We start from the raw sequence: 22527 nt of genomic DNA, 5'->3' as shown, positions 1-22527 counted from the left end.
TCCCATTTAAAACCAACTCTGCAGCAAAACGAATCACTTTTGGAGGATACCGTACATCAGTATCCGTTCACAGTATCTCACTATATTTGGTACAATAGTTGGTATATTCGTCTAAAACCAGTGCCATGAACATAGAATTCAAAACAATTCTTCCACATCCCTTACGGGATATACAACACCTACCGGAATCAATCTGGGGGGCTTCTTTTACCCTGGTTCCCGGAGAAAAAATACTATTAAACGCATCCAGCGGTAAAGGAAAATCGACTTTCACCAATATCACACTTGGATTACGAGATGATTATGACGGCACTATTCTTTTTGATGGAAAAGACATCCGTACGCTTTCACTTGATGAATGGGTTAAAATACGCCAGTCAGGTATTTCTGTCATTTTTCAGGATTTACAATTATTTCCTGACTATTCGGTAAAAGAAAATCTATTACTCAAAAGTAAACTGGGCTCTCCTTTCGGAGTAAATGAGATAAAAGGTTTTCTTACTGAATTAGGGATTGGCGAAAAATGGGATCAGAAATGCGGAACCCTCTCGTTGGGACAACAACAACGTGTTGCAATTGTCCGTGCACTTCTCCAACCTTTCGAATGGCTGATCATGGACGAACCTTTCTCCCATCTTGACGAAGAAAACACACAAATAGCTTTGCAGCTTATCAACCGAATAACGGACATCAACAAGGGTGGATATGTACTCACCTCTTTGGGTGAAAAATTCGGTTTTCAATTTGATCGTGAACTAAAACTATAAGGTATGCTCAGAGACGTATTATTCAGACATAGCAACAACAGACAATTTATAATTGCAGCGGCAGGAGCTTTACTTGGTTTTCTGTTCCTGCTGAGCAGTGCACATTATTATATTTCATCCCGTCAACTTGGAGGGGGAAAAGAAGCATTAGGTGCTAATGTTCTTATTCTCCAAAAAAAGGTATCCAAGTTCGATGCCTTGAGTTTAGGATCTAATACATTCAGCGATCAGGAAATTCTTACCATCCGGGAAAAAAGTTTCATAAAAAAAGCTGAACCGGTAATCAATAACAGCTTCGGAATTTCCTTAGGGATGAAAGAAGAAGGGCTGCCCTATTTCAGAACTGACATTTTTGTGCAGGCGGTTCACCCTGAGCTGATGGATATACAAACCGATAACTGGAACTGGAAACAGGGAGATGATTTTATTCCTCTTGTCATGCCCAGGGATTTTATGGTAATGCTGAATCAATTCGCTGCTTCTTACGGAATCCCACAAGTTTCGGAAGATCTTGCCATGACTTTTAATTTTAGAATTGATATCTCCGGAAACGGAATAAAAGAGAACTATAAAGCCCGTGTTACAGGATTTTCCAATCAAGTCAGTGCTGTGCTCGTACCTTTGGAGTTTATCAAGTATGCCAATGAAAAATGTGGAGATGTAGAAAAACAAACGATCTCACAAATTATGGTAGAAGTGGAAAATGGAGCCTATGGTAAACTGGAAGCTGTCATTGAATCCATGAACCTGGATATTAAGAAAAATGACCTGATTCTGACCAAAGTTAAAAGCATACTGAGTGCGGTACTCGTTGTATTGTTTATCATTAGTGCTGTCACCATTATTCTCAGTGCATTATTAGTTATTCAGTATTCACAGATTATTATTTCAAAATCTGACTACGAAATCACAACGCTTCTTCGTCTCGGGTATCACCCCAACGAGCTAACCAACACCTTTCTGAGGTATTATTTGAGATTGTTCGGATGGTTGTTTTTCATTTCTATCACCAGCTTTTTAGGGATTAAATACATTATTGACGGGTATCTTTCCGAAGCAGGTCTTCCCGTTGAGCAATTCATTGCCTGGCAAGCGATTTTACTATTATTCGTAATCGTAAGTGGTATTGTTCTGTTAAATTATATAACTGTGAAGCGTCAATTCATCCGAAAAATCAGTCTGACTAAACACGGTTAAAAAAATGTTAATTTGTGTATTAAATTGGCATAATTTCAGCTATTAAGTAAATTGGTATTCTTTAATTACAGAAAAACAGATAGATATAAAATGAGAATCAACATGAAAAGATTACTTCTGCTTACCCTGTTAGTCATAACATTCGGGGCTTCTGCCCAGACGATCAAGTTTCGTATTTCCGGACATCAGGACACAACGATAAATTTGATTCGCTATGTCGGTAATAAATTATATATGGCCGATACAGCTGAAATGAAAAACGGAGTAGTTGTATTTGACGGGAGTAAACATGACCCGGGAATTATGGCCGTCTACTTCCCCGATCAAAAATATGCTGAATTTATTTATAACAAAGAAGAGATTGATATCAGTTTTACGTATCCGAACTTCATTCCTTCCATGAAAGTTCAGAAATCAAAGGAAAATAAGCTCTTCATTGATTATATCCGGTACATGGGAGAAATGCGTCAAAAATCAGAAGCAGCTTCCAAAAAAGAAAATGGAAAAGAGGAAGTGAAAAAGATGGGAGAAGAAGTAAAGGCATATCAGGATAAACTTGTGCAGGAAAATCCGGAAACCTTTGTTTCTAAAATCATCAACATGTCACGAGATGTTGATATACCTGAACCTCCTAAAAACGAAGATGGGAGTCTGAAAGATTCAAGTTTCTCCTATCATTATTTCAGAGCTCACTACTTTGATAATATTGATCTCAAAGATGATCGACTTGTGAATACTCCAGTATTTCACAATAAACTGGAATATTATTTCAGTGACAAAATGTTGATCCAAATCCCGGATACGGTTGTAAAGTATGCTTTCGATCTTGTTGATCGTCTGCAACCGGGAAGTGAAATGTTTAAATACGTTGTACACTTCATCACGTATAAATATGAAACTTCAAAAATAATGGGACACGATAAAGTATTTGTCGAAATGGCATTGAAATACTATTGCCCCGGATATAAAGAAGGAAATTCAATCGCCACCTGGATGAAACAAGATAAATTGGAAACGATGTGCGAGCGCGCTGAAATTCTGCAACATCTTGTTATTGGTGTTCGCCCTCCAAACATTTCTCTACGTGACACAACAGATGTGAACTGGCTCAATTTCTATGATCTTGATGCAGATTATACTATTCTCTATTTCTGGGATCCGGAATGTGGGCATTGTAAAAAAGACACGCCTAAACTGGCAAAGTTGTATAATGAGAAATTCAAAGAAAGAAACGTCGAGATTTTTGCCGTTGGTAAAGCAACGGGAGAAGATTTTGAAAAATGGAAAAAGTTCATTCACGACAATAACCTTTCATTTATAAATGTCGGTCTTACGCAGTCACTGTATGACGCAGCTTCCAAAGACTGGCGTCAGTTTATTCCCAAATACACGAATGTTCAGTCCTTAAATTATTCGGAACACTACGACATTTATGCTACTCCCAAAGTATTCCTGCTTGACAAAGACAAAAAAATAATAGCAAAAAGTCTTTCAATAGGTCAATTGGAGGAATTACTGGATCGTTTGCAGGATGTACCGGATGCTCCGAAACTTTTCCCTGTTGAAAAAGAAAAGGAAGAAGAAAAAGAATAAAATATATCGTATTTTTGTTTCAGGAAAAAGCAGTCTCAACGGACTGCTTTTTTCATGACAAAGTGTAGAGTTGTCTTCAGAAGGCAAAAAGTTTTTAGTATTTTCGGCCGAATTATAAAACTATGGTTAAGATAAAATCGTTTCATGCTGTGCGTCCTCCGCGTGATAAGGCGCACCTGGTTGCTACGCGTCCTTATTACACGTACAAAAAACATATTATGGATGCCAAACTGGAAGAGAATCCATATACGTTTATGCATATCATCAACCCTGAATATGGTTTGAGTGATAAAACACTTCCCAATTCAGAAGAACGATTTTCCCGGGTTCGCGAAAAATATCAGGAATTTCTTGAACAGGGGCTTCTCGAAAAAGACGAAGAAGAAGCTATCTATATCTACCGGCAAACTAAAAAAGGACGGGTTTATACAGGTGTTATAGCCGGAGCTTCTGTCGAAGAATATGAGAAAGATCAAATAAAAAAACATGAAGCAACCCTTACATCCCGGGAAGAGGTATTTGTGAATTACCTTGATATCACAGGATTTAATGCGGAGCCTGTTCTTCTTTCACACAAGCCTAACGAGGCGTTGAATGCACTTCTTGAAGAAATTTGCTCCGAGCGTCCCGAATACGAATTTTCGACAACGGACTGTGTCAAGCATGAGTTGTGGATTGTTACCGGAGAAAATGAAGCAAAAATCAAGCACTGTTTTGAAGGAATTAATGAGACGTATATCGCAGATGGACACCATCGTTCAGCTTCGTCTGCAATTCTGGCGCAAAGATACCGGGAGAACGGGCAAGTCAAAAATGTTAATTCACAGTATTTTCTAGCCTTTTTCATTGATGAAAATCGGTTAGACATTCTTCCCTTCCATCGCGTGGCCAGAGACTTGAACGGGTTGGATTGTGACACCTTCAGAGAAGCATTAGAAATAAATTTTCATATAGAACCTTCACTTTCACAAATACCTTCGGCTGAACACGAAATAATGATGTTTCTCGAAGAAAAGTGGTATAAACTTACCTGTAAATCAGAGATCATTAATTCTGAAAATCCTGTAAAGGAACTGGATGCCCAAATATTAACCGATTATATCCTTGATCCGTTATTAGGTATCAAAGATCTCAAAACGGATGAACGCATTGAATTCGTAAGCGGTGAAGAAGGTGTAGAGAGTATGATCCGACAGGTGCGTAAATATCCTCAGGGTGTAGGTTTTGTCTTATACCCTGTAACAATGGAAAAAGTGAAAATGGTTGCGGATGCACACATGATTATGCCTCCTAAATCAACCTGGGTAGAACCTAAATTAAGAAGCGGATTGACCATTTATCCCATTCATTAATTTTTTATATATTCCAATATGATACAAGACAACTTAAAAAAAATACAGGAAACCATTCCTTCCGGTGTTACATTGGTCGCCGTATCAAAAACAAAACCGGCAGAAATGATTCTGGATGCTTATGCTGCCGGACAACGTCATTTTGGAGAAAATAAAGTTCAGGAACTCACCGAAAAGCAGGAACAACTTCCGAAAGACATTTACTGGCATTTAATTGGTCATTTGCAAACTAATAAGGTAAAGTATATTGCTCCGTTTGTTCATCTGATTCACGCTGTAGACTCTCTGAAATTGCTTAAAGAAATAAACAAGCAGGCCAAAAAGAATAACCGGATCATTTCGTGTTTGTTGCAATTTCATATTGCAACAGAAGATACAAAATTCGGGATGACGAGAGCTGAAGTAGAAGAACTGATAAATTCGGACGCTTATCAGGAAATGGAAAATGTTAAGTTATGCGGAGTTATGGGAATGGCAACACTTACAGACAATGAATCCCGGGTACGCGAAGAGTTCCACCACCTTAAAAATGAATTTGAGTACTTCCGGGAAAAATATTTTTCAGACACAGATCAATTTTCCGTAATATCAATGGGAATGAGCGGAGACTACCAACTAGCTATAGAAGAAGGAAGTACCATGGTACGCGTTGGTAGTTCTATATTTGGTCAGCGATAATCCCTATTCTGTAAAATTTTCCTGCTGTAACTTTTGTGCCTCTGATCCGTATTAGATAAAAAACTTTATTATGAAAAAATTAATTTTATCCCTTGCAGTAATTGCAACCACTGGATCTTTATTTGCTCAGCGCCCTGTTGATGGAGCAAATCCTTTCTCTTTGGAAGGGCAGGTTAGTTTGAATTCAGCGTCTGGTAATACATTTGCTGCGCCAACAATTCGTTTCCGTTACTTTGTAATGGACAATCTTTCTCTTCGTCTGGGAGCTACTTTCAACAGTATGTCTTCAAAACAGAACTTTTACGGATCTGTTGCGGCACCAATGAACTATGAAGATTCTGTAGGAACAGTTACGACAAAATCAATGGCGTACAACTTCTCTATCGGAGCTGCGTATCACTTCTCTCAACTGGAGAAACTTTCTCCTTATGTAGGGATTGATTTCGTTATCGGTGGTGCAATTGATCGTCAATTCGGAGAAAACTCTGATAACAATACATGGATTGATGAATTTCAGTACGAAACAAAAACTCCGGGAATCATGTTCGGAGGTAATATCGTTGCTGGTGTAGATTGGTATTTTGCACAGAACGTTTACCTTGGAGCTGAATTTGGATGGGGAGTTTCTTCTGTTTCCTACAAAGATGTTACTACTTCTGTAACAGTAGCAGGAACAACAACAGAAACTGTAACTCCGGTTACCGGATCTGCAGCGTCTATGCTTTCATTAGGACACAACTTCATCGGAGGTTTACGCCTTGGATGGAGATTCTAATTCATGATTATAGAATGATCTGAAAAGGAGGTTGTAAACAACCTCCTTTTTTTATATCTTCACATAGACACATCAACTAATATATTGTATGAAGATTAACAACTGTCAGATCTATTCGTATACACCTGAAAACTTTTCAAAAATCACCCAAAACATTCACCTGAAGGATATCGAAGAAAGTCTGAATACAGAGGGTGTTATGTGGTTAAATATGCATCGGGTTCCCACAGAAAGCGAACTCCTCGAATTGGGAAAGATTTTCAAACTCCACCGAACAACAAGAGAAGATATACTAGATCTTTCACAACGTCCGAAAGTGGAAGAATTTGAAGATTATCTCTTTTTTTCACTTACATGCTTTATTCCCTCTCATAAAGCAGACGCCTTGCGAACAGAACAGATCAGTTTTATATTGGGAAAAAACTTTGTATTATCTATTCAGGAAAGAAAAGCTGATCATTTTCAGACAGTAAGAGACCGGATTGAGAATAACACCGGAATACTAAGAACAAAAAAAGCGGACTATCTGGTATACCGGTTACTGGATGTTATTCTGGATAGTTATTTTACCTCTCTGGAAAAAATCACCGAAGAAAGTGAATTACTGGATGTCGAAGTAACCAATTCGCCCGAACCGGAAAGTCTGAATAAAATCGAACGCATAAAAAGAACTTTAATCTTCCTGCGAAAACTGATTTTCCCGATTAAAGAGATCGTTTCCCGCCTGGACAATGGCTTTCCCCGATTTATTGCGGAGGACAATCAACCTTACTTCAGAGATTTGAAAGACTCTACACAAAGCTTACTTGACGAAACAGATACCAACAAACAAATTATCGAAAGTATGGCGCAAATGTACTACGCAACACTCAGCCATAAAATGAATGAAATCATGAAGGTTTTGACGATGGTCGGAACCATTTTTATTCCCCTGACATTTATTGCCGGAATTTATGGAATGAATTTCACAATAATGCCCGAATTACACTGGGAATTCGGTTACTTTGCAGTTTGGATAATTATGATCGTTCTGGCGATCCTTTTATTAATTTATTTTAGACGAAAAAAATGGTTTTAACGTATTCCAAACTAACCTGGGAAGAGTACAACGCTTTATTTGACTTTATCCTAGAAGGAAAAAGCGACAATGAAATGTACAAAAATGAAGAGTACCTGAATTATGTAAAACTCAATAAATCCAGGATGAATCGCTGGATAAAATCACTGACTATCACGGACAGTCTGGAAAAAAAAGTACAGGCGATTTCTTCTGCACAAAAATGGATTCTGATTACGGAACCCTGGTGCGGAGATGCTGCCCACAACGTGCCTTTCATCTACAAATTGGCACAATTAAATCCTTTAATTTCCATTGAATTTGTATTGCGGGATAAGAATACCGAGTTTATGGATAACTATCTCACAAACGGCGGTCGCTCTATTCCCAAACTAATTGTTCGTGACACCAATGACCATGATTTATTCACATGGGGACCTCGTCCCGTGCAGGCTCAGGAACTTCTGGCTCGTTTGAAAGCTGAAAACGCTGATCTTCCAACAGTAATGAACGAATTACAACAGTGGTACAATTCGGACAAAGGACAGCTTCTTATGCAGGAAATTGAATCATTACTCGAAACTAATATATAGTAAGACTTTAAAGTTTTACTGTCGGTTCTCAACAATTCCTTCAACAATCTCCGGATTGAGTAGTGTTGACGTATCGCCAAACTGATCAAGCTGACCTTCTGCTATTTTTCGCAAAATTCTTCGCATGATCTTTCCGGATCGGGTTTTCGGCAGACCTTCAACAAACTGAATTTTATCCAGTTTGGCAATTGGTCCAATGTGATCTGCTATAAACTGGTTGATTTCCCTTTTCAGATTATCACGATCTCTTCCTTCTCCCGATTCTTTCAAAATTATATACCCATACAAAGCATTTCCTTTCACTTCATGAGGGAAACCTACAATAGCTGACTCAGCAACAGCCGGGTGTTCGTTAATCGCATCTTCAATAGGAGCTGTTCCCAGATTATGTCCCGAAACGATCACAACATCATCCACACGCCCAGTAATACGATAATAACCTACCTCATCACGCAATGCGCCATCTCCCGTAAAATACATTCCCGGATAAGCACTGAAATACGTCTCAATATAACGTTGATGATTCCCCCAGATCGTTCTTGCCATAGAAGGCCACGGATACTTGACACACAAACTTCCGGATACCTGATTACCTACTGTTTCCTGCTTATTTTCGTCCATCAAAGCCGGTTGAATACCGGGAAGAGGAAGTGTCGCATAAGTAGGTTTTGTAGGAGTAGTAAAAGGAATCGGAGCAATCATAATTCCCCCTGTTTCTGTCTGCCACCAGGTATCCGTTATCGGGCAACGTTTTTTTCCAACGTGATCATTGTACCAGTGCCAGGCTTCTTCATTAATTGGCTCACCAACTGTCCCCAGTACTTTCAGAGAGGAAAGGTTGTATTTTTCGACCCATTCCAGATTTTCTTTTGCCAAAGCACGAATTGCTGTCGGAGCTGTATAAAACTGATTCACTTTATGTTTATCCACTACTTCCCAAAATCTTCCATGATCCGGGTAAGAAGGAATTCCTTCGAAAAGAATAGATGTTGCTCTGTTTAAAAGCGGACCGTAAACGATGTAAGAGTGTCCTGTAATCCATCCTATGTCGGCTGTACACCAATAAATATCTCCCGGCTCATACTGAAATACATTTTTAAATGTATAACCGGAATACACCATATAGCCTCCGGTCGTATGTACCATTCCTTTTGGTTTTCCCGTAGAACCGGAAGTATATAAAATAAACAGAGGATCTTCCGCATCCATAACCTCAGGTTCCGCCTGATCAGAAGCATTCTCCACCAGTTCCTCCAGCCAAAGATCTCTCCCCTCCTCCATATTCAGGTCTTCACCGGTTCTTTTTACGACTAATACATTTTCTACGGATGTACAATTTTGAAGAGCCTCATCCACAATAGATTTCAAATGAATTGTTTTATTCCCTCTGTAACCGCCATCACTCGTAATTAAAAGCTTACAGGAAGAATCGTTAATTCGGGAAGCCAGAGCAGATGCAGAAAACCCTGCAAAAACAACAGAGTGAATCGCTCCTATTCGTGCGCAGGCTAACAACGCATAAGCCAGTTCCGGAATCATGGGTAAATAAATACATACCCGGTCTCCTTTACCAATTCCCTGGCTTCGCAAAACATTTGCCATCTTATTCACCTCACGACTTAACTCATGGTAGGAGATGTGCTTTGCAGGCTCATTAGGATCATTGGCTTCAAAAATAAAAGCGATTTCATCTCCGTGTTCTTTTAGGTGGCGGTCTATACAGTTTTCTGTAATATTGAGTTTCCCTCCTTCAAACCACGAAAACTTAGCCTCGTGCATAGAGAAATCAAGAACTTTATTCCATTTGCGATACCAACTGAATTCTTCTTTTGCAATTTTGCTCCAGAATTTCTGCGGATTCTTAACTGACTTCTTATATTGTTTAAAATAGGATTCCAGATTTTGTATACGATACGACTTCATAATAGCATAGTTTTTCGTTATATCTTCCGGCTAAAGATAGAGAATGCAAAACAAAAAGAAAAGATATATTTTGCTAAAATACTATAGCTCTTCTTTCAATTCATCTACTACTGTAATATCCTCAATCGTGGATGGGATACGTGGTTCTCTTCCGTTCAGGACATCTCTCAATACATTCCTAAGAATCTTTCCGGATCTTGTTTTTGGTAATCTTTTTACCCGATACACTTTTTTTAACGTAGCAATGGCGCCTATTGTATTCCGCACCAATTGATTGACTTCTTTTTCAATTTCCTCTCCTACTCCGGAGGTGGTTACAATCAACGCTATCGGAACCTGCCCCTTTAACTGATCAGTTATTCCTACCACAGCACATTCAACGATTCCTGAATGAGTTGCGACAACCTCTTCCATTTCAGCGGTAGACAACCTGTGCCCTGCAACATTTATTACATCATCTACCCTACCCGTTATCGTGATATACCCGTCATCATCAATTACTCCTCCATCACCTGAAAAGTAATATCCGGGAAAACGCTCCAGATATCCGGCTTTAAAACGTTCAGGATTATTCCAGATCGTCAGTAAATTTCCAGGAGGTAATGGTTGGCGAATCACAACATATCCCTCCGTACCGACCTGTACTTCCTTTCCTGATTCATCAACAATTTCTATTGCATATCCCGGAACCGCTTTCCCTGCAGCTCCTGCTCTTTCTTTGGGATGATCTTCTCCCATACAGGTAGCAACAATAGGCCAACCTGTTTCTGTCTGCCACCAATGATCAATAACCGGAACTCCCAACTGATCCCGTAACCATAACAATGTAGGTGTATCACAACGTTCTCCGGCAAGAAACTGTGTCCTCAATGACTTCAACTGACGCTCCCGAATCAGACTCCCCTCCGGATCTTCCCTTCTCATTGCGCGAATCGCCGTAGGAGCTGTGAACATTACATGAACACCATGTTCTTCTACAACCCGCCAGAAAGCACCTGCATCAGGAGTCCGTACCGGTTTTCCTTCGTAAATGATTGTTGTACATCCCGTAATTAAAGGAGCATAAACGATGTAACTGTGCCCAACCACCCATCCAACGTCAGAGGCTGCCCAAAATACTTCTCCGGGACTAACTCCGTAAATATATTCCATAGAAAACCGAAGCGCTGTGGCATATCCTCCGGTATCCCTTACGATTCCTTTTGGTTTTCCTGTAGTTCCGGATGTATATAAAATATAGGACGGATGAACAGATTCCACCGGAATCGCATCCACAGGATCAGCATCCGTAACAGCAGACTCAAAATCCAACCATCCCCCGGGAAGAACCGTGTCAAATTGTAATCGTTGCTTTACAATAACAGAGTGTGGTGGATAAACACTTTGTTTTATTGCTTCTTCCACTATCGGAATGTAATGTATCTTTTTATCTACTTCAATTCCGCCACTTGCTGTAATCAGTACTTTGGGCTGACAGTCGTCTATACGCACGGCCAATTCGTGCGCTGCGAATCCACCGAAAACAACCGAATGAACAGCTCCGATCCGCACACATCCCAGCATAGCAATTGCTGCTTCCGGAATCATAGGCATATAAATAATAACCCGATCTCCCTTTTCCACTCCCTGTGCTTTCAGGACACCGGCAAAACGAGCTACCTTATCCAATAATTCACGATAGGTGTATTTTGTAACGGTACCGGTAACAGGTGAATCATAAATCATAGCCACTCTGTCTCCTGAACCATTCCGGACATGAATATCTAAAGCCTGTTCCGACAGATTTATTTTTCCGTCCCTGAACCATACACTATGTCCATTCTCTTCAGTCAGAATGTCTTTGGGAACAGCATTCCATTCCAGCTTACTGGCCTGTTCTTTCCAGAATTCGTCCGGTTCTTCTATACTTCTTTTTAGTGTTTCGTTAAGTTGATTTTTCATTTATTTTTCGATTAGCTAATAAGTAATTCATTCACCTGTTCAACCAGCTTTTTAAGTGAAAAGGGCTTTGCCACATACGCATCAGCTCCTGCTTCCAGACCTTTTGAAACATCCTGTTCCTTATTTTTAGCTGAAACAAATACAACTCTCACGTCTTTTAAAACAGGATGATTTCTGATAAATTTCAGAATCTGATACCCATCTACTTTTGGCATCATTATATCCAAAAGAATCAGATCCGGTTCAACATACTCCAACAACTCCAAAGCCTCTTGTCCGTCTCTTGCAATAAATACATCAAACTTATTCTTCCTGAATGTGTATTCCAGTGACATCAAAATAGAAGGCTCATCATCTACGATCACAATTTTTTTCATATCCTACAAACTATCCTCCGGTTTTTCTCTACTATCCAGCGGAATGGAAAAACAAACCGCTACTCCTTCTTTTTTGTTTTCTGCCCATATCTTACCATGATGTGCTAAAATGATTCTCCTGCATATCGCAAGACCTAATCCACTTCCCTGCGTTTTTTTCAACCGAGAATCAGCACTTTGGTAAAATTTATCAAAAATTAAATCCAACTCTTCCTCAGGTATATTCGGTCCGTTGTTACTAACTTCTACCTCTTGCACCCCATCCTTTAAAGTTACAGATATTTCAATAATTGCAGGTTCTCCTTCCGCATATTTAAGTGCATTTCCTACGAGGTTTGTAAATACCTGATGAATTCTCGTCGGATCAAGCCAGACCAGAGTATTCACTTCCAACCCATTCCTGATCAAGCGAATATTTTTTGACACAAACAAGTGGTTCAATGTAGCCAAAACAGAGTTGAGTATTTCATTCAGATTTTGTTGTTCGAAACTCAAAGCATTCTTTCCCGAATCAAATCGCTCAAGATCGAGTATTTCTGAAATCAATCCGTTCAACCGATCTGATTCAACAATGATATTTTCCAAAAAACGATTTTTAAACTCTTCTGGAAGTTCATCGTCATCCCGCAAAATTTCACTTGCCGACCGGATAGCAGTTATCGGCGTACGGAGTTCATGCGTCACAATGTTCAGAAACTCATCCTTTTCCTTGTCTTTTGTCAACAAAGCCTCGTTAGCTGATTGTAAATGCTCCGACAACTTGCGAAGTTCTTCTCCCGCCTTTACCAATTCTTTATTCTGTTCGATTTGTCTTTTTGATTCTTCCAGAATCCGAAGCACTTCATTCAGACTGATCTTTTCTTCTTTTGTTACACCCTGAATAAGAATTCGAGCTGAAGAAGTACCGATTCTTCCTGCCAGTAAATTTTCGGCAAACTTAATGAACCTTGCATCAGCAAGATCTTCTTCAGGTGCGATCTGATTTCTCTGTCTGAAAATCCGTAACGCTCTTTGTGTTCGCTCTTCTCCCAAAAAGCGTACGAGAATTTTTTCAACATCTGAGATATAGGCTGTTCCTCTCCATACAAAAGCATTGATGTGGGAGTCGACATAGTGATCAATATCTACAAACATTTCTGCATAATTGCGCTGTCTGTAATCTGTTTTTGCCAGAATTGAAACTACAACAAAAACGAATGTATTGAACAGTAAACTCCACCACAAAGCAGCCGGAATCGGATCAAGGATGCCCATACCAATGGTATCCAATATTCCTGCCGCTCCAAATTCATCCATATCTATTTCTAATAGTCCATACCCTTTAAACGCTTTCAAAACAGCAGGAAGCACCAATAAAACCAATACAATCAATACCCCCGTCAGCATTCCCCATAGCACTCCCTTTCTGTTTGCCGTTTTCCAGTACAACCCACCGAAAAAAGCAGGAGCTAACTGAGCAATCAGAACAAATGCAATCATCCCTACCGAAACCATGGAATAATCCATAGCAAAACTGCGGTAAAACACAAAGGCCAGCATCAATAGAAGAAAGATTCCTATCTGACGAAATCGCACAATTAATGCTGTAGGATGGAAGTCCGGACGATGAATCCGTTTTGACAAACCAAAAGGTAAGATAAGGTTGTTCGTCAGCATAACGCTCAAACTAACCGAGGCTACTATTGTCATAGAAACGGTTGCTGAAAGCCCACCCAGAAATACGAGTAGAGTGATTACCTGGTTATCCATATATTGAGGAATCAGAAGCGCGTACACATCAGCGTTTACCTGTTCTCCTTCAAATAGCACATTTCCTCCCCAGGCAATCGGAAAAACAAACAGATTGATTAAGAACAAATAAAGCGGAACAAGCCAGGCAGCAGTCTTCAGATGTTTTTCTTTGCGGTTCTCTACTACACTTACATGAAACTGCCGGGGAAGTAGAAAAAAAGAAAGAAAAGAAAGAAGCGACAGGGAAAACCAATTCACAGCACCTTCCGCTCCATCAATCCTGTTTTTTTCTGCAAATCCTTCCAACTCCGAAGCTTTGTTATATAAATCCGTACTTCCGTCAAATACAAAGTATACTACGAATATTCCCGCCAGAAGCAAGAACAGTAGTTTCAGAATTGATTCCAATGCAACAGCAGCAATCATTCCCGGGCGTTTTTCAGAAGCATCAAAAAACCGACTCCCATAAAATGCAGAAAAAACAGCTATAATCAGAATAACATAACTAGCCGAATCTACCAGAAACGAGCTCGTTTCATTTGTATTTGTAACAACATGAAATGTTTCGGAAATGGCTTTTAATTGAAGAGCCAGGTATGGAATTACAGCCAGAATAATCAACAAACTCACCCAGGCACCCACTGACCTGCTATTTCCGTAGCGCAATGCTAATAAATCAGCAATACTGGATATTTTATTAATTCTTGATATCCGGATTATCTTTCGGATAATAAGATACCAGAAAGGAAAAGCAATCAAAGGCCCAACATAGACTGTCAGGTAATCTAACCCTGATGTAGCTGCGACACCAATACTTCCATAATAGGTCCAGGCGGAACAATAAACAGCGATCGATAACGCATACACATACGGTCCTGTAAGCAATTTTCCATTGCGGAATTTTTCAGCCCACCTGGCTACGATAAATAACAAGCCCAGGTAAAGGACCAGTAATACTATGATTGCAATACTACCCACGACGATTCTTTAACAAAAGATAAATAATCAGGCTCGTCGACAGCCAAAGTATAAATAATACGACATAAAATTTCGGGAACCCAAAAACGGACGTATGAGAATTATAAAGAAATACCAGGGGAGCATTAAAACAAAGCCAAAGAACTCCCCCTAACACAAACAGTAATTGCTCCTTACGTGTTTTCATACTCCGGTCTTAAGTTCCCGAAAGGTAAACAATTTTATTCAGTTTTTAGTGACTAACAGACTTGCCCGCACCGGACGGAATTCTTATTTGTTCCACGACTTCCTGAACCTCTTCGGGTGGCGCAGGGAAAAACTGATTAATCGTCAATGAGACAATGAAGTTAAACACCATGGCTACAGTTCCGAATCCCTCCGGGGAAATACCAAACCACCAATCCTGCTTTAAAGCTTCAACGGCTTCTTTTCCTCCATCAAAGACTCCAAACTTGAATTTAAGTACGTAGAAAAGCATCAACAACATTCCTGCTATCATCCCCGCTACCGCTCCTTCTTTATTCATCCGTTTGTAGAAAATTCCCAGGATAATGGCAGGAAAAAATGACGCTGCAGCAAAACCAAATGCCAGAGCAACTACTGCCGCTACAAATCCCGGAGGATTAATTCCGAAGTACCCTGCTACAACTACTGCAAAAGTCGCGGATATTCGGGCAGCCCACAACTCACCTTTTTCTGTAATATTCGGCCAGACCATTTTCTTTAATAAGTCATGTGAAACAGAAGAAGAGATAACAAGCAGTAATCCCGCAGCTGTAGACAACGCAGCGGCAAGTCCCCCTGCGGCAACCAAAGCTATTACCCAATCCGGCAACTGAGCTATCTCAGGATTTGCCAGTACCATTATATCATTATCTACTACCAGTTCATTTGTCTCTTTATCTGCCACATACTGAATGATTCCGTCTTCATTTTTATCCGAGTATTGAATCATTCCTGTCTCTTCCCAGTTATGAAACCATTCAGGCATTTCCTCGTATGGTTTTTCCGATACGGTCTCAATCAGATTAGTACGGGCAAAAACAGCTATCGCTGGTGCCGTAGTGTACAGAATTGCAATAAACAATAAAGCTAATCCGGCTGATTTTCGCGCATCACGCACATTATTTACAGTAAAAAAGCGTACGATAACGTGGGGTAAACCTGCAGTACCTACCATCAAAGCAGCAGTTATGGCAAATACATCGATCAGAGACTTTGTTCCACTGGTATACTCGGCAAATCCTAATTCCGTTGAAAGACCATTTAATTTATCGAGAAGATAAGTCCCCGAGCCATCTGCAACTGTGCTTCCCATACCAATTTGAGGAATCGGGTTTCCTGTCATTTGAATTGAAATAAAAATCGCCGGAACCATAAAAGCAAAGATCAACACACAATACTGGGCTACCTGTGTATACGTAATCCCTTTCATACCTCCGAGTACTGCATAAAATAGTACAATAACCATTCCTATGTACACTCCCGTATTTATATCCACTTCCAAAAATCGAGAAAATACAACACCAACTCCACGCATTTGTCCTGCCACGTAAGTAAACGAAACAATAAGAGCACAAATTACGGCTACCGTTCGGGCTGTATTTGAGTAATATCTGTCTCCAATAAAGTCCGGTACTGTAAACTTCCCGAACTTCCTGAGATAAGGCGCTAATAACAAGGCTAATAGTACATAACCTCCGGTCCACCCCATAAGATAGACTCCTCCATCATACCCGATAAAAGAAATTATCCCGGCCATTGAAATAAAAGAGGCAGCACTCATCCAGTCAGCAGCAGTAGCCATTCCGTTGGCGAGTGGAGAGACCCCTCCTCCTGCCACATAGAACTCTTTGGTTGATCCTGCTCTGGACCAGATAGCAATAGCAATATACAGAGCAAAAGTTATCCCCACTACGAGGTATATCCACATTTGAGTAGTCATAGTTTCTGTTTTTTAATCATCAAATCCATACTTCTTATCCAACTTATTCATCAACCTGACATAAATAAAAATCAGGATGACAAATACATATATTGATCCTTGTTGTGAAAACCAGAATCCAAGCGGGAAACCTCCCAGATAAAATTGATTCAGGAAATCTTTGAAAATAATTCCTGCACCAAAGGAAACCAGAAACCAAATAATCAATAGTACACGCAGGTACCTCAGGTTTTCTTTCCAATATGCTTTAGCACGGCTTTTTGTATTCATAATTAGAAATTTTGGGATTATAAGTAAATCATTGCCTGGAGAGTGACCGAATTCACAGGTTGCAAACCAAATGATTCGTATTTGTATTCCAGCGTAAGTTTAGAATTATGTCCGTTCAGATACAAGTTAGTACCTACACCAACTGCCCATCGGTCTTCAATGGTTGACGTATAGTGAAAGTACCCGCTATGAAGATATGGCTGAATCCTTACTGCTTTATCCGATGGGAGAACAAATCCAGCAGTTGTATAAACAAAACCTCCTGTTCCATAAGGACCAAACAAATAATCTCGTCCATAGTGATTGTATTGATAAACTCCATACACGGTCACAGCTGCATTTCTCTTCCCCACGGGCAGATCACAGAAGACATCCGTAGCTAACATTGTTACATCCTCGGATTCCAATTCACCTGTTACCTGTCGAACAACTCCATTAGGATGATACAATCCCCCTAACCCAACATTCAGAATTTTCTTTGTTCCCAGATAGCTTCCAGCGCGAAAAGGGAGGAAGTTACTTTCGTGATCCAACAAGGCAAACTCGTAATAACCAGAAAAAACCAAGCCTGCACTCCGTGAACCACGATAGCGTCTTCCTCCATAAATTGCTACATCGGGATAATCCGCAGGATTTCGTTCATCCAGGCTATTAGCTATAGCCTCATTTACCGACATCCTGTAGAAAAAACTCCCGATGTTCCCCTTAAAATAGACTCCCAAATGTCTTGCAAACTGATCGGACAATCCTAATGTCGACCAGGACTGTCTGTTATTATCTAAAGTCATTGAATTGATAGTCCCTGCACTATTGATTCGGGAAACACCGTTCCAGTAGTGTAAACCAGCACCTATTTCATGATTTTTATGTAACTGATACTGAACCCAAACATCGTGAAAGAATAGTTGTGAACTGGCTCCCTTTCCAACAGAAGACATATTCGATGAATTCATACTATTCAAACCAAAATGAGTCAGAATTAAAAACTTAGGTGTTATTTGGGCATAGGTCAGTACTCTTGCTCTTCTCAGTGACAATTCGACAGGTCGTTCATCACTAGCCTTATTATCTGCATATTGAAGCCAGACCTGTCCCCAGGCCAGAATACGGATATACTTTGATCCATCATTGCTAATATTCAAGCGAATACCAGAACCGTAATCCGGAGATCCCTGTGCCAGAAACACATCAGGTAGTAGTAGAATCAGAAAAAAACACAATAACCACTTTTTCATAGGCTGAATTTTTCACAACAAACCTTTCTTTTGGTTTTCGTGTTTCAAATTCTACTTTAATCGCCAATGAAAAAAATTTAAACTATAGTTTTGTAAATAGTATAGCTATTTCTTGAATCGCTCCCAGCGGATCACCATAAATTTGTCTCCCAATTCAGTAATAATCATACCTGCTCCCTCCAGGCGTTCCTTATCTGAAAGATAGTGAATGAGTTCCGAATGATTTACGATTTTATAGGCAGGATGATATTGTTGATTCGGGACTCTTTTCAGATTATACTCTTTCACCCAATTGCTTATTGTCACATGTGAAACGCCCAGTATTCGCTCTATTTCTCTCAGACTCATCCCCTCCAGATAGAGTTGCAATGCTTTAACTACATAATAATTATCGATACGTTTCCCCATCTTGGCTACTGTAAAGAAATAATTACATTCCTTACAGTGATAACGCTGCTTTCCAGCCACTACCCCACTCTTTATGATACGTTCATTTCCACATTTCGGACACAACCTGATTTGCATGACTATATTTATTTTGCATAAATATATAATTTTTGCAAAAAATAGTTAAAAAATGAAGTGATTAGTAGTAATTTCATTACCAAAAACCACCATAACACACACATCATAAGATACTTATCCTTAATAACTATCTTTTTTCTGCAGGCAAAGGCACCCGGTCAGTCTCACCTTCGATATCAGGAAATTGATGATTTTTCCATTTCGTTTTTGCAGATTCCAACGTTTCTTTATCCGAGCTGACAAAATTCCAATAAATAAAACGTTCTTCCGGAAATTTATCTCCGCCAAAAATAAATGCCATGCTATTCTTCTTTAATGTAAAAGAACACAAAGTACTCTCTTTTGCTATCAAAAGCTGTTTTTCACCAAAGACATGTCCGTCTGTTTCAACAGAGCCTTCAATTACGTATAGACCACTTTCACCAAAAAGTTCATCTCCGATATTTACTTCCACATCCTCGTCAGCTTTCAACTCAAGCATATAGGATGGACTATGCATAGGAACCGGAGATTTCATTCCTCCAAATTCTCCTAACACACAACGTATTGACAAATGCTCTTCTTTCAAAACGGGGATATCTTTTGCTTCTACATGTGTAAATTCCGGAGTAGAGTTTTCAATTTCCTTCGGAAGTGCCAGCCATATTTGAAGTCCGTGTACTATTTTATCTTCGGCAATATGTGAAGGTGGAGTTCTTTCAGAATGCACAATTCCTTTTCCGGCTTTCATAAGATTCACCGCTCCCGGACGTATTTCAATATCCGTACCAAGGCTATCTCTGTGCCGGATCACTCCCTCCAAAAGATAAGTAAGTGTAGACAATCCGATATGCGGATGCGGACCCACGTTTAATTTTTCTCCGGGAGGCAGATGAGCTGGCCCCATATGATCAATAAATATAAATGGTCCTACCATCCTTTTCTTTCTGAATGGCAATAGCCTACCTACCAAAAAGTTTCCTATATCCGAGGCTCTTTCCTCAATAATTAAATCAATGTTTGACATACTATAAAATTAAGCAAATTTCTTCTGATTTATAGGCCAAACTATGCCTAAAACAAGCCTATATTTATGTTTTCGAGTAGAATCAGCATACAAATCCTACTGACTAATAATTAGTTAGTCTAAAAACCCCTGTTTTTTAACTTTTTCCATTCAACTTTGTAAATAATTTTATTTAGATTCGTCACAATTATCAACATAGCGTTAATTTTTTCTTACTACTCATTAAGTTAATTTAATAAACTATGAAACACTCACTGGTAACATACACTACGGTTTCTGCGTTCTTCCTCTTTTTTAGTTGTCAATTATCTGCACAAAGCATAAAAAGAAGTACACTATCGTCTACAGGAAGCACAATAACAACAGGAAATGTTTATTTATCTTCAAGTACGGGACAAAGTTCGATCACAGGAACGCAAACTTCATCCGATTCGAAAATTCATCAGGGATTTCAACAGCCCCTTCAATTAACAAACGGAAGCGTTTCAAAACTCATTGATCTGGAAATATACCCCAACCCTAATACGGGTTCTTTTTATCTAAACACCAGTTTACCTGAAGACACAGACTATTCTTTTGTTCTATTCGACATGAATGGAAAACAGGTAACAGAAGGTTCTGCCGTATCAGGTACCCGAAAATTAGTAGAACTACCAAATGGTGCCGAGTCGGGAACTTACCATATTCATATCTTAACTACTGAAAAACTAGCCGGAAGTACTAAAATTATTGTCACACACTAATTTACATAACTCATGAAAAAAATCCTTTTTACGGTTGCTTCATGTCTGCTTTTTCACGGAGTGAATCATGCTCAGGACAATATGCAGCTGAAAGAAATTACCCTAGTTGGTGGAAAGAATTTTTCCTCCTTCATTTTTAAAGATTCTGGTGGATCAAAAGACAAAACACTGGATTATGTAATGTATAATTCCTTCGGTGCCAATCTTAGCTTCACGAAAAGAAATCATACCATTCGTCCCGAACTATTATTCAGACAGGCCGGAGCCAAATCTGATTTTGAAGGGACATCACTTTCATGGAAAATGAATTATCTCGATTTAAATGTTGCCTATCTATATAGTGTACTAAACACCCGCAAATTTGCTATTTCTCCGGGGGTTGGTATAGGCGCAGGGTACATGTTGAATGGGGAACAACATATTGGTGAGGTTCGTTATTCTGTTTCCGAAACTCAGGCTTTAAAGCGCTTCGATTTCGGATTTCATGGACTGGCTAACTTTAAAGCGTATCTGAATGATGCTTTTACAATCAGTCTTGAATATCGCTTCGGAATGGGAATTACGCAAATTGAAAATGATGTCAATGCACAAATGTCCCGAAACTTATATCACTCAGCACTGTTAGGTTTCGGTATATTGCTAAATCAAAAGAAATCCTCCCGATTTAATTAATTAAAACCCAAAAAACTTAGTATACTATGAAGAAGAAAATTCTAACAATTGCAGCGATACTGGCTTTCGGTTGGACATTTGCTCAAGTCGGAGAAGCACCACCACAAGGAATCAATTATCAAGCCGTTGCTGTCGACCTTAACGGAAAAGAGATAGTAGGTGTTGATATAAACGGAATGCCCGTAGCAGGAAAAGAGATTCGCGTACGTTTCAGCATTATAAAAAACACTTTTGACGGAGATCTTACCTATCGTGAGACACATGTGACAAGTACCGACGAGAATGGTTTGTTTAATTTGATCATCGGTCAGGGAACCCCTGATAATAACTCCGGTCTGTTTTCTTCTATTGACTGGGGAACAGGATATCACTTCCTACAGGTAGAATTGGACATTGCCGGAGGAACGGATTATAAAGACATGGGAACTCAACAATTATGGAGTGTTCCTTATGCCCTATACGCAGAAGAAGCCAAAAACGGTATAGAAAGTATTACTGATAACGGAGACGGCACCAGCACATTTATCTTTGAAAACGGTATTACTTATACAACGAATAATAATGCCGGACCACAGGGACCGCAAGGAGATCCCGGGCCACAAGGTCCACAGGGGCCTGCAGGACCACAGGGAACTCAAGGAGAAGGAATTACAAACATTACTGATAATGGAGATGGAACACTGACCATTACGTATGCAGGTGGTTCTACCGTAATAACCTCAGATCTTACGGGACCTCAGGGACCTCAAGGACCAGCCGGGGCAACCGGAGCGCAGGGACCTCAAGGAACCGCTGGAGATGGAATTACAAATATAACTGACAATGGTGACGGAACGCTGACTATTACCTATGGTAGTGGCGCTACTGTAATAACTTCCGATCTAACAGGTCCGGCAGGAGCACAGGGACCACAAGGACCGACAGGACCAACCGGGGCACAAGGACCACAGGGAGATCCTGGAGCACAAGGACCGGCAGGAGCGCAGGGTCCAGCAGGACCACAAGGACCTCAGGGAACCGCTGGAGATGGAATTACTAATATTACTGATAATGGTGACGGAACACTTACCATTACTTATGGAAGTGGCGCTACTGTAATAACTTCCGATCTAACAGGTCCGGCAGGAGCACAGGGACCACAAGGACCTGCAGGAGCCACCGGGGCACAG

The 22527-nt window shown here is 39.9% G+C and carries 19 protein-coding genes and 1 pseudogene; 11 read left to right on the top strand and 9 right to left on the bottom strand.

What is annotated here, in order from left to right; genetic code table 11:
* Positions 1 to 125 precede the first annotated feature (125 nt).
* The 8 genes from ABDZ97_RS08760 (at position 126) to ABDZ97_RS08725 (ending at position 8012) form a co-directional block, all read left to right on the top strand.
* Positions 126 to 767: an ATP-binding cassette domain-containing protein gene (locus ABDZ97_RS08760; protein ID WP_343786639.1), complete on the top strand. Its 642-nt coding sequence runs from the start codon at positions 126 to 128 to the stop codon at positions 765 to 767.
* 3 nt (positions 768 to 770) lie between these two features.
* On the top strand, positions 771 to 1964 hold the full coding sequence (locus tag ABDZ97_RS08755; protein ID WP_343786637.1) for an ABC transporter permease: 1194 nt from the start codon (positions 771 to 773) through the stop codon (positions 1962 to 1964).
* A gap of 102 nt (positions 1965 to 2066) precedes the next feature.
* Positions 2067 to 3557, top strand: a complete 1491-nt coding sequence (locus ABDZ97_RS08750; protein WP_343786635.1) for a redoxin domain-containing protein — start codon at positions 2067 to 2069, stop codon at positions 3555 to 3557.
* 122 nt (positions 3558 to 3679) lie between these two features.
* Positions 3680 to 4909 (top strand): DUF1015 domain-containing protein, encoded by a 1230-nt coding sequence (locus ABDZ97_RS08745; RefSeq protein WP_343786633.1) that lies wholly within the window; start codon positions 3680 to 3682, stop codon positions 4907 to 4909.
* Positions 4910 to 4927: 18 nt separating this feature from the next.
* The gene (locus ABDZ97_RS08740) at positions 4928 to 5587 is read left to right on the top strand and encodes a YggS family pyridoxal phosphate-dependent enzyme (protein ID WP_343786631.1); all 660 of its coding nucleotides are present in this window, start codon (positions 4928 to 4930) and stop codon (positions 5585 to 5587) included.
* Positions 5588 to 5657: 70 nt separating this feature from the next.
* The gene (locus ABDZ97_RS08735) at positions 5658 to 6362 is read left to right on the top strand and encodes a BT1926 family outer membrane beta-barrel protein (RefSeq protein ID WP_343786627.1); all 705 of its coding nucleotides are present in this window, start codon (positions 5658 to 5660) and stop codon (positions 6360 to 6362) included.
* Positions 6363 to 6450: 88 nt separating this feature from the next.
* Complete coding sequence (gene corA, locus ABDZ97_RS08730) at positions 6451 to 7440, top strand: magnesium/cobalt transporter CorA (RefSeq protein ID WP_343786624.1); 990 nt, start codon at positions 6451 to 6453, stop codon at positions 7438 to 7440.
* Positions 7431 to 8012, top strand: a complete 582-nt coding sequence (locus tag ABDZ97_RS08725) for a thioredoxin family protein (protein WP_343786622.1) — start codon at positions 7431 to 7433, stop codon at positions 8010 to 8012. Before corA ends, ABDZ97_RS08725 begins: the two co-directional genes overlap by 10 nt.
* A gap of 15 nt (positions 8013 to 8027) precedes the next feature.
* Here ABDZ97_RS08725 and acs read toward each other — a convergent pair whose 3' ends face one another.
* The 9 genes from acs to ABDZ97_RS08680 form a co-directional block, all read right to left on the bottom strand.
* A complete protein-coding gene (acs, locus tag ABDZ97_RS08720) occupies positions 8028 to 9935 on the bottom strand; it encodes an acetate--CoA ligase (RefSeq protein ID WP_343786620.1) in 1908 nt (635 codons plus the stop codon).
* Positions 9936 to 10016: 81 nt separating this feature from the next.
* Positions 10017 to 11876 carry an AMP-binding protein gene (locus ABDZ97_RS08715; RefSeq protein WP_343786618.1) on the bottom strand — a complete coding sequence of 620 codons (1860 nt, stop codon included), beginning with the start codon at positions 11874 to 11876 and terminating at the stop codon, positions 10017 to 10019.
* Positions 11877 to 11887: 11 nt separating this feature from the next.
* Positions 11888 to 12253: a response regulator transcription factor gene (locus ABDZ97_RS08710; RefSeq protein WP_343786616.1), complete on the bottom strand. Its 366-nt coding sequence runs from the start codon at positions 12251 to 12253 to the stop codon at positions 11888 to 11890.
* A gap of 3 nt (positions 12254 to 12256) precedes the next feature.
* Complete coding sequence (locus ABDZ97_RS08705; RefSeq protein ID WP_343786614.1) at positions 12257 to 14962, bottom strand: ATP-binding protein; 2706 nt, start codon at positions 14960 to 14962, stop codon at positions 12257 to 12259.
* Positions 14963 to 15194: 232 nt separating this feature from the next.
* On the bottom strand, positions 15195 to 16907 hold the full coding sequence (locus ABDZ97_RS08700; RefSeq protein ID WP_343786612.1) for a sodium:solute symporter family protein: 1713 nt from the start codon (positions 16905 to 16907) through the stop codon (positions 15195 to 15197).
* A 12-nt stretch (positions 16908 to 16919) separates the two neighbouring features.
* Positions 16920 to 17177 (bottom strand): DUF4212 domain-containing protein, encoded by a 258-nt coding sequence (locus ABDZ97_RS08695; RefSeq protein WP_343786610.1) that lies wholly within the window; start codon positions 17175 to 17177, stop codon positions 16920 to 16922.
* 17 nt (positions 17178 to 17194) lie between these two features.
* Positions 17195 to 18412 carry a hypothetical protein gene (locus ABDZ97_RS08690; RefSeq protein WP_343786608.1) on the bottom strand — a complete coding sequence of 406 codons (1218 nt, stop codon included), beginning with the start codon at positions 18410 to 18412 and terminating at the stop codon, positions 17195 to 17197.
* Between the two features lie 105 nt (positions 18413 to 18517).
* Positions 18518 to 18937 (bottom strand): IS1/IS1595 family N-terminal zinc-binding domain-containing protein, encoded by a 420-nt coding sequence (locus ABDZ97_RS08685; protein ID WP_343786606.1) that lies wholly within the window; start codon positions 18935 to 18937, stop codon positions 18518 to 18520.
* Positions 18938 to 19064: 127 nt separating this feature from the next.
* Entirely contained in the window at positions 19065 to 19943 is an 879-nt protein-coding gene (locus ABDZ97_RS08680) for a pirin family protein (RefSeq protein WP_343786604.1), read from the bottom strand.
* A gap of 242 nt (positions 19944 to 20185) precedes the next feature.
* Here ABDZ97_RS08680 and ABDZ97_RS08675 point away from each other — a divergent pair, with 242 nt between their 5' ends.
* The 3 genes and pseudogenes from ABDZ97_RS08675 to ABDZ97_RS08665 all read left to right on the top strand — a co-directional run.
* Positions 20186 to 20686, top strand: coding sequence for a T9SS type A sorting domain-containing protein (locus tag ABDZ97_RS08675; RefSeq protein WP_343786602.1), 501 nt, complete (start codon positions 20186 to 20188; stop codon positions 20684 to 20686).
* Positions 20687 to 20698: 12 nt separating this feature from the next.
* Positions 20699 to 21358 carry an outer membrane beta-barrel protein gene (locus tag ABDZ97_RS08670; protein WP_343786600.1) on the top strand — a complete coding sequence of 220 codons (660 nt, stop codon included), beginning with the start codon at positions 20699 to 20701 and terminating at the stop codon, positions 21356 to 21358.
* Positions 21359 to 21384: 26 nt separating this feature from the next.
* Positions 21385 to 22527, top strand: a pseudogene (locus tag ABDZ97_RS08665) (hypothetical protein); the annotation flags it as partial.

Source organism: Wandonia haliotis (assembly GCF_039523435.1).
Lineage (GTDB): Bacteria > Bacteroidota > Bacteroidia > Flavobacteriales_D > Crocinitomicaceae > Wandonia > Wandonia haliotis.
Note: the sequence above shows the minus strand (reverse complement) of the source record. Positions and strands in the feature narration are given on the sequence as shown.